Source organism: Microbacterium sp. P2_F9 (assembly GCF_056403635.1).
Map to the genome: position 1 here is coordinate 1 of NZ_JBFUFC010000168.1, position 8,575 is coordinate 8,575.

At 70.4% G+C, this 8,575-nt stretch carries 7 protein-coding genes and 1 pseudogene; 5 read left to right on the forward strand and 3 right to left on the reverse strand.

The genetic code is table 11. From position 1 onward, the window contains the following. Positions 1 to 93 precede the first annotated feature (93 nt). Genes AC1DVT_RS15285 through AC1DVT_RS15295 form a run of 3 tightly spaced genes read left to right on the forward strand, consistent with a single transcriptional unit; the run spans position 94 to position 5,152 of the window. The gene (locus tag AC1DVT_RS15285) at positions 94 to 1,515 is read left to right on the forward strand and encodes an MFS transporter (protein WP_477389872.1); all 1,422 of its coding nucleotides are present in this window, start codon (positions 94 to 96) and stop codon (positions 1,513 to 1,515) included. A gap of 5 nt (positions 1,516 to 1,520) precedes the next feature. Beyond that, positions 1,521 to 3,068: an FAD-dependent oxidoreductase gene (locus AC1DVT_RS15290; protein WP_477389873.1), complete on the forward strand. Its 1,548-nt coding sequence runs from the start codon at positions 1,521 to 1,523 to the stop codon at positions 3,066 to 3,068. Positions 3,069 to 3,121: 53 nt separating this feature from the next. Then, positions 3,122 to 5,152: a molybdopterin oxidoreductase family protein gene (locus tag AC1DVT_RS15295; RefSeq protein WP_477389876.1), complete on the forward strand. Its 2,031-nt coding sequence runs from the start codon at positions 3,122 to 3,124 to the stop codon at positions 5,150 to 5,152. Positions 5,153 to 5,164: 12 nt separating this feature from the next. Here the strand turns inward: AC1DVT_RS15295 and rimM are convergent, their stop codons facing one another. Genes rimM through rpsP form a run of 3 tightly spaced genes read right to left on the reverse strand, consistent with a single transcriptional unit; the run spans position 5,165 to position 6,510 of the window. After that, positions 5,165 to 5,803, reverse strand: coding sequence for a ribosome maturation factor RimM (rimM, locus tag AC1DVT_RS15300; RefSeq protein ID WP_477389877.1), 639 nt, complete (start codon positions 5,801 to 5,803; stop codon positions 5,165 to 5,167). A gap of 49 nt (positions 5,804 to 5,852) precedes the next feature. Further along, positions 5,853 to 6,083, reverse strand: a complete 231-nt coding sequence (locus tag AC1DVT_RS15305) for an RNA-binding protein (RefSeq protein WP_045276246.1) — start codon at positions 6,081 to 6,083, stop codon at positions 5,853 to 5,855. Positions 6,084 to 6,087: 4 nt separating this feature from the next. Further along, entirely contained in the window at positions 6,088 to 6,510 is a 423-nt protein-coding gene (gene rpsP / locus AC1DVT_RS15310) for a 30S ribosomal protein S16 (RefSeq protein WP_477389874.1), read from the reverse strand. 202 nt (positions 6,511 to 6,712) lie between these two features. Here rpsP and AC1DVT_RS15315 point away from each other — a divergent pair, with 202 nt between their 5' ends. Together AC1DVT_RS15315 and AC1DVT_RS15320 are read left to right on the forward strand one after the other, a co-directional pair. Then, positions 6,713 to 7,876 carry a glutamate--cysteine ligase gene (locus AC1DVT_RS15315; protein WP_477389875.1) on the forward strand — a complete coding sequence of 388 codons (1,164 nt, stop codon included), beginning with the start codon at positions 6,713 to 6,715 and terminating at the stop codon, positions 7,874 to 7,876. 329 nt (positions 7,877 to 8,205) lie between these two features. Then, a pseudogene (locus AC1DVT_RS15320) lies at positions 8,206 to 8,575 on the forward strand (hypothetical protein); the annotation flags it as partial.

Below are 8,575 nucleotides of genomic sequence, written 5' to 3' on the forward strand. Positions count from 1 at the left end.
CTGCATGGTGACTCAGGGTTTACGCCCCGGGGCCGGGCACCGAAACACGCCCCCCATAGCGTCGCATCAGGATCACTCACCTGGAGGCGCCACATGACCAGCACCGTCACACCTTCGACAACGGATGCCGCGGCATCCGTCTCCGTCACATCCGGCGTCACCCTCACCCGGCGCCCCGGCCGGTGGGTGGACGGCTGGAACCCCGAGGACTCCCGGTTCTGGGAATCCGAGGGACKCCCGATCGCCCGCCGCAACCTCCAGTGGTCGATCTTCGCCGAGTTCCTCGGCTTCATCATCTGGCAGCTGTGGAGCATCGTCGTCGTCATGCTCCCCGCCGCAGGCTTCACCCTGACCAGCTCGGAGCTGTTCTGGCTCATCTCGGTGCCGAGCCTCGTCGGCGCCACGCTGCGGTTCCCGTACACCTTCATGGTCGCGATCTTCGGCGGACGCAACTGGACGATCGTCTCGGCCGGGCTGCTGCTGATCCCGGCCACGCTGCTCGGCATCGTGGTGTCGAACCCGGAGACCCCCTTCCCCGTGCTGCTGCTCGTTGCCGCCCTCGGCGGCGTCGGCGGCGGCAACTTCGCCAGCTCGATGGCCAACATCACCTACTTCTTCCCGCAGAAGGAGAAGGGCTGGGCGCTCGGGCTCAACGCCGCCGGCGGCAACCTCGGCACCGCGGTCGCGCAGTTCGCCGTCCCGATCGTCGTGACGATCGGCGCCGCCGCCACGCTCAACATCGCCCTCGCGGGGTGGATGTGGATCCCGCTGATCCTCGTCGCCATGTGGGGCGCGTGGCGCTACATGGACAACCTCTCGTCCGCCAAGGCCGACTTCGCCGGCTCCGCCGCCGCGCTCCGCGAACCGCATCTGTGGCTCATGTCGCTGCTCTACATCGGCACCTTCGGCTCCTTCATCGGGTTCGCGAGCGTCTTCCCGAAGCTCATCGCCGATCAGTTCCCGGAGTACTCCTCGATCCAGGTCGGCAGCGCAGCCGTGTCGCTCGCGTTCCTCGGCGCCCTCATCGGCTCGCTCGCCCGCCCATACGGCGGCCGGCTGGCCGACCGCTTCGGCGGCTCCCGCGTGACCGTCGGCGCCTTCGCGGTGATGGCGCTCGGCGCACTCGCGCTCATCCAGACGATGGCRCTGCACAGCTTCTGGGTGTTCCTCGGATGCTTCCTCCTCCTGTTCGCGGCCACCGGCGTCGGCAACGGCTCGACCTACCGCATGATCCCGAACATCTTCGCCGCCCGCGGCATCGCCACCGATGCCCTCCCCGGCACTCCGGCCGGCATCAAGGTGCAGCGCAAGTCGGCGGCGGCGCTCGGCCTGATCGCGGCGATCGGGGCCTACGGCGGCTTCCTGGTGCCGCAGGTGCTCAACGTCTCKCAGCAGGCCACCGGCGGCTACACAGCGGCGTTCTACGGCTTCGTCGGCGCCTACATCGTTCTCATGATCATGACCGTCCTCGTCTACGTCGTGCCGCGCACGTCGCTGGCAGGACAGCGGATCTGATCGCCGTGCGTCGCCCTCCGCTTCGCGTCGTCCTGGTCGGCTTCGGCCCGGTCGGCGCCCGGTTCGCCGAAGAGCTGCAGCCCTCGGTCGCCAGTGGCGTCATCGCCCTGACGGTGGTCGGCGCGGAGCGGTGCGACCCGTACAACCGGGTCATGGTGGCCGAGTACGCGGTCGGCGACGTGGCGCGGGACGAACTGGACCTCGTCGACGCGGAGGCGCTCCGCGTGGGCGGGGTCGACATCCGCACCGGCGTCAGCGCGGTCGCGATCGATTCCGCCGCGAGATCCCTTCAGCTCGACGATGGGTCGGCTCTCCCCTACGACCGCCTCGTACTCGCGACGGGGGCACGCTCGCGTGTCCCCGTGCTGGACGGGCTCGAGCACACCGCCGTGGGCCTGGACTCCGGGCTCACCGCGGGTGTGTGCGTGCTGCGATCCGTGGACGACGCGCAGCAGGTGCGCGACGTCGTGGCGGCCGGCGGCCGGGTGATCGTGCTCGGGGCGGGCGTGCTCGGCATCGAACYCGGGATGCTGCTGGCCAAGTTCGGCGCGACCCCGAGCGTCGCCCACTTCGGCCCGATGCMCATGCCCCGTCAGCTCGACCGTGGCGCGGCGGCCGTGCTCGGCGCCGCGCTGGMGGGCGCCGGGGTGCACGTCATCCCGCACACCCGCGCCGAGGCCATCGTCGCCCGGGTCGACCAGCACGGCGAGCGCCGGTTCCACGCGCTCGTCAGCTCGGACGGCCGCGTCACCGAGGGCGACCTCCTCGTGCTGTCGTGCGGTGTCGCGGCGCGGACCGAGCTCGCGTCAGGCGTCGGCCTGCGCGTCGGGGCGGGCGTCCTGGTGGACGAGCGCCTCCAGGCCTGGACCGACCCGGCGATCCACGCCATCGGCGACTGCGCGCATATCGCGGACCCCGACCGCTACCTGCACGAGGCCTCCGTTCCCGGCGGTCCGAGCGGGCTGATCGGCCCCGGCTGGCGCCAGGCCGAGTGGCTCGCGCGGTCGCTCGTGGCGGAGCTGCACGGCGAGGTCATCGACCCCTACGAAGAGGAGCTCCCCGGCGTCGTGCTCCTGAAGGCGGACGGACTCGACCTCATCTCGGCGGGTGATGTCTCGGCCGATCCGTTCGCACCCGTCCCGCGCGGCGAGACCGGCCCAGGAGTGGCGGTCTGGGCCGACCCTGAGCACGGCACCTACACGAAGATGGTCACGCGCGCCGGGGTGCTCACCGGCTTCGTGAGCGTCGGGATGCCGCGCACGGCCGCCGAACTGAGCGTGCTGTACGCGCGGCGCGCCGAACTGCCGGCCGACCGTTCGCTGCTGCTCCGGCTGGACGCCGCCGAAGAGACGACACCACGAGCCGTCGGCCGGGACGCGACAGTGTGCATGTGCAACGCCGTGACCGCCGGGACGATCGAGGATGCGATCACGGACGGCTGCGACACCGTCGCCGAGGTCGGCCGCTGCACGCGCGCCGGCACCGGGTGCGGGGGCTGCCGCGCCCGCATCTCGGACATGATCGCCTCGACCCTCGAGGCGGCAGCGGCGTGAGCACCGGATCAGGCACCGCGACGCACTGCCCCTACTGCGCACTGCAATGCGCCATGACGCTGACGCCGCGGGTCGCGGCATCCGTCCCCGTTGAGGTGTCTGGACGCGACTTCCCCACCAACCGGGGCGGGCTGTGCAAGAAGGGCTGGACCTCCGCCGACCTGCTCGCCTCGCCGGACCGGCTGACCACGCCGCTGCGCCGCGGCGCGGACGGCGAACTGCACCCGATCGGGTGGGATGACGCGCTCGACGACCTGGCGACCGAGCTGCTGCGCCTGCGCACGGAGAGCGGCGCGGACGCGATCGGCGTCTTCGGCGGCGGCGGGCTCACCAACGAGAAGGCGTATCAGCTCGGCAAGTTCGCGCGCATCGCGCTGCGCACCTCCCGCATCGACTACAACGGGCGCTTCTGCATGTCGTCGGCCGCGGCCGCCGCGAATCGGGCGTTCGGCATCGACCGCGGACTGCCGTTCCCGCTCACCGATCTCGACACCGCCGACACGGTGCTGCTGCTCGGGTCCAATGTCGGCGACACGATGCCGCCGTTCCTGTCGCACTTGCAGAGCGCCCGCGCCGGCGGCGGACTCATCGTCGTCGATCCGCGCCGCAGCACGACCGCGCGGCTCACCGACGAGGGCGCAGGCATCCACGTGCAGCCCGTCCCCGGCACCGACCTCGCCCTGCTGCTCGGCATCGCGCATGTCGTGCTCGCCGAGCGCCTGCACGACGTCACGTACCTCGCCGAGCGGACGACCGGGCTCGCGGCGATACGCCGCTCGGTGTCGCCGTGGTGGCCGGAGCGCACCCAGTCCGTGACCGGGGTGCCCGCCGCAACGATCCGGCAGCTCGCCCGGCGACTCGCCGCCGGCCGCTCGGTGTACATCCTGACCGGGCGAGGGGTGGAGCAGCACGCAGACGGCACCGACACCGCGACCGCCGCCATCAACCTCGCGCTCCTGCTCGGTCTGCCGGGCACCGAAGGCAACGGCTACGGCACGCTCACGGGTCAGGGCAACGGACAGGGCGGGCGTGAGCACGGGCAGAAGAGCGACCAGCTGCCTGGATACCGCAAGATCACGGATGCCGCGGCTCGGGCGCACGTCGCCGGGGTGTGGGGCGTCGACCCCGAGATCATCCCGGGTGCCGGCATCCCGGCCGTGCAGCTGCTCCAGTCGGCCGGCACCCCTGGCGGGGTGCGGGCGCTGCTCGTGCACGGCTCGAACGTCGTCGTGTCAGCGCCGAACGTGCAGACCGTGCGGGACGCGCTGGCGCGGCTGGACCTGCTGGTGGTGTGCGACTTCTTCCTCTCCGAGACCGCGAAGGTGGCTGACCTCGTCCTTCCGGTCCTGCAGTGGGCCGAGGAGGAGGGCACGATGACGAACCTCGAGGGTCGCGTGCTGCGGCGACGGAAGGCGCTCGAGCCGCCGGCCGGAGCGCGCAGCGAGCTGTGGATCATGGCGGAGCTGGCCCGTCGGCTCGACGCGCCCGGGGTCTGGGACCTTGATCCTGCGGAGGTGTTCGACGAACTCGCGCGCGCATCCGAGGGAGGAATCGCGGACTATTCAGGACTGAGCCACGCGCTGCTCGACGAAGGCGTCGAGGCGCACTGGCCGTATCCCGTCGGCAGCAGCGGCACTCCCCGGCTCTTCGCGGGTCGCTTCGGCCACGACGACGGACGCGCGCGGCTCGTGGCCGTGCAGGCGCGGAGCGGCGGCGAGGTGCCGCACGCCGACGAGCTCACCCTCATCACCGGACGCCTGCTCGAGCACTACCAGAGCGGCACGCAGACGCGCCGAGTACCGGAGCTCGCTGCCGCGCGCCCTGAGCTCGTCGCCCAGGTGCACCCCGCCACGGCCAAGGAGCGGGGGCTCGACGAAGGCGGCGGGGTGAGGCTGTGGAATGGACGAGGAAGCGTCGTCGCGCGAGTCGGGGTGAGCCTCGACATCCGTCCCGACACCGTGTTCCTGCCGTTCCACTGCGGCGACGCCGCGAGCGCCAACCTGCTCACGAGCGACGCGCTCGATCCGATCTCGTCGATGCCGGAGTTCAAGACCGCGGTCGTGCGCATCGCGCCGACCGGCTGAACGGCCGGCGAGCTACTCTGCGGACTCTTCGGTCGCCGCGGAGGCCTCTGTCGCCTCGTCGGATTCGGGCTCGTCGTCGCCCGGAAGGTCCTCGAACAGGCCCGGAGGGGGCGTCACGACGACCCGGCCGGCGGGAACGTCGACCTCGGGCACGATCGCCTTGACGAACGGCACGAGCACTTCACGATCGCCGCCGCCCGCCGAAGCGAGCGTGCGGACGATCAGCAGGTCCTGGGCCGGGAAGTGGTCGACGCGGATGACGCGGCCGACGACCTCGTCGTCACGGACGACATCGAGGCCGACGAGCTGGTGATCGTACCACGCGTCGTCCTCCGCCGGGGCGGTGGCGGCATCCTCGTCGATCCAGAGGATCGCGCGCAGGAGCTCCTCCGCAGCGGAGCGATCGTCGACGCCCTCGAAGAAGGCGACGGCGTGCGAGTTCATGAACCGGAACTCGCGGACGGTGAGCAGCTTGCCGTGCCACGGAGATGACTCGGGCACCTGCAGGGTGAACGTCGCGCCAGGCGTGAAGCGCCCGTTGGGATCGTCGGTGTAGAGCTCGACCTTCAGCGCGCCCTTGAGGCCGTGGGCCTTGACGAGCCGGCCGACGCGCAGCTGGGCCTTGGCGGCCTTGCGCGGGCGCGCCGCGATGGCGTCCGCTCCCGGCTCAGCCGCTGCGGACTCTTCTGCTTCGGACACGTCAGTCGTCCGCGACGTCGACGCGTACGCGCCGCCCATCGGCGAGCGCTGAGATGAGTGTGCGCAGGGCCTTGGCCGTGCGTCCGCCGCGCCCGATCACGCGACCCCGGTCATCGGGGTGAACGTGCACCTCGAGCACATCGCCGCGAGGCGAGGTGGACGAATCGATGCGCACGTCATCGGGGTGATCGACGATCCCCTTGACGACGTGCTCGAGCGCAGCGGCCAGCAACGGACTACGCCTCAGTCGAGTCGGCGTCGGCGACGGGCGCCTCGACCTCTGCCTCGACGACGGGCTCGGCCTTCTTCTCAGCCTTGGGCTTGAGAACGGGCTTCTTGGCGGCGTCGATCTGGAAGGGCTCCTTGGGCGCCTTGGTGCGGACCGTCGAAACGGCGTTCGCGTCGCCCTTGAACTTGCCCCAGTCGCCGGTCAGCTTGAGGATTGCAGCGACCTGCTCGGTCGGCTGTGCGCCGACGCCGAGCCAGTACTGCGCACGCTCGGAGTCGACCTCAATGAACGAGGGCTCCTCGGTGGGGTGGTACTTGCCGATCTCTTCGATGACACGACCATCGCGCTTGGTCTTCGAGTCGGCGACGACAATGCGGTAGTACGGCGCACGGATCTTGCCCAGGCGCTTGAGACGGATCTTGACAGCCACGATTCTCCTGAATGTGTGGAAGTGGACGAACTGGTCGCCTGGAGCGTGGGGTGCACACCCGGCGGAAGCTCTGAAGGAGGACCATGTCACTGGATAGAGGGTCGAGTGACCGGTCCGACCCATAATTCTCTCATATCGAGCGGGATGCCGCGAACCGGCCGTCGCGCCGTCTGGCTCCGGCATCCTCTGCCAGACTGAGCGAATGACGGTGCCCTTCGCGACATCCGCCCGCTCGACGGTGGGTCTGGAGTGGGAGCTGATGCTGGCCGACGGCGAGACAGGTGATCTCGCGCCCCGCGCACCCGAGGTCATCGATGCGCTCCACGAGCAGACGGCGCTCGAGCGCTACACCGTGACCGGCGAGCTGCTCACGAACACCGTCGAGGTCACCAGCGGGGTCGGTGACACGATCGCGGCCGCCGTGGACGACATCGCGGACGCCATCGCGGCCGTGCGCACGGTCACGAACCCGCTGAACGTCGAGCTGCTGTGCGCCGGCAGCCATCCTTTCGCCCAGTGGTTCGACCAGCAGGTCACCGACAAGACGCGGTACCACAAGCTCATCGAGCGCACCCAGTGGTGGGGCCGCAACATGATGATCTGGGGCATCCATGTGCACGTCGGCGTCGAGGACGTCAACAAGGTGTTCCCGATCATCAACGCCCTCGCCGCGTATCTGCCGCACCTGCAGGCACTGTCGGCGTCGAGCCCGTTCTGGGCGGGCGAGCGCACCGGCTACGCCTCGAACCGCTCGCTGGTGTTCCAGCAGCTGCCCACAGCGGGGCTCCCCTGGCCGCTGGAGAACTGGGCCGAGTTCGAGTCCTACATGGGCGACATGGTCGGCACGGGGGTCATGGAGGATGCGAGCGAGGTGCGCTGGGACATCCGTCCCGCACCCCGCTGGGGGACGATCGAGGTCCGGGCGTGCGACGGCATGTCGACCCTCCCGGAGCTCGYGGCCGTGGCATCCCTCGTCCAGGTGCTCGTCGAGCACCTCTCCCGCGAGCTCGACGAGGGCCGGGAGCTCTGGGCCCTGCAGCCCTGGTTCGTCCGCGAGAACAAGTGGCGTGCGGCGCGGTACGGCCTCGAGGCGCGCGTCATCGTCGACCGCGACGGCACCCAGCGCCTGGTCACCGACCACCTGCGCGAGACCATGGACCAGCTCGGCCATATCGCCGAAGAGCTCAAGTGCGCTCGCGAGTTCGCCGGGCTCGAGACGATCATGTCGCAGGGCGCGAGCTACGCCCGCCAGCGGATGGTGGCCGATGCCGCGGACGGCGACCTGCGCGAGGTCGTGCAGCACCTCATCCGCGAGTTCCGCGCCGGTCCGACCCTGCGCGAGCACCTCGCGGCCCTCGGCCACTGAGCCGGCCGCGGGTTCGGGTCCTTCGACGGGTTCAGGATCATCGACCAGAACAGGACGATAGGCGCGGCATCCTCCTGAATTCGTCGATCCTCCTGGTCTCGTCGGCGACTGCAGGTCGGGGTCCCCTCCCCGCCGCTTGACAGATTCAGGACGATCGACCTGTTCAGGACGATCGCGCGGCATCCATCCTGAATCGGTCGATCCTCCTGTCGTCAGCACTGACGGATAGCGGATGCCGGAGCTCCTGCACAGCCGTCGCCTCCGGCAAGCCGTCCACACATCACGCGGCAGCCTCGGACTGCCCCAGTCGCGGGGACGAGGGTCGCCGCATGACGAAAGTGGATCGCGCGGCGCGCACGAAGAACCTTCGCGCCTGGATCAGCGAGCACGGCGGCGTCGCCCACTCCATCGAGATCCGAGCTGCGGATTACTCCCCTCACGATCTCGCGCTCGCGGTCGGCTCCGGCGACCTCGTCCGCATCCGGCGGTCGTGGCTGGCGACGACCGATTGCGATCCGATCCGCCGCCGCGCGGCATCGGTGAGCGGCCGCGTGACGTGCGTGAGCGCAGCAAAGCTCGAGAAGCTTTGGATTCCGCAGCTCGACGAGGAAAATCAGCGGCCTCACATAGCCGTCGCGCCCACGAGCTCGCGGTTCGACGGGAGCGGCCTGAGCCTCCATTGGGCAAGAGGCCCGGTGA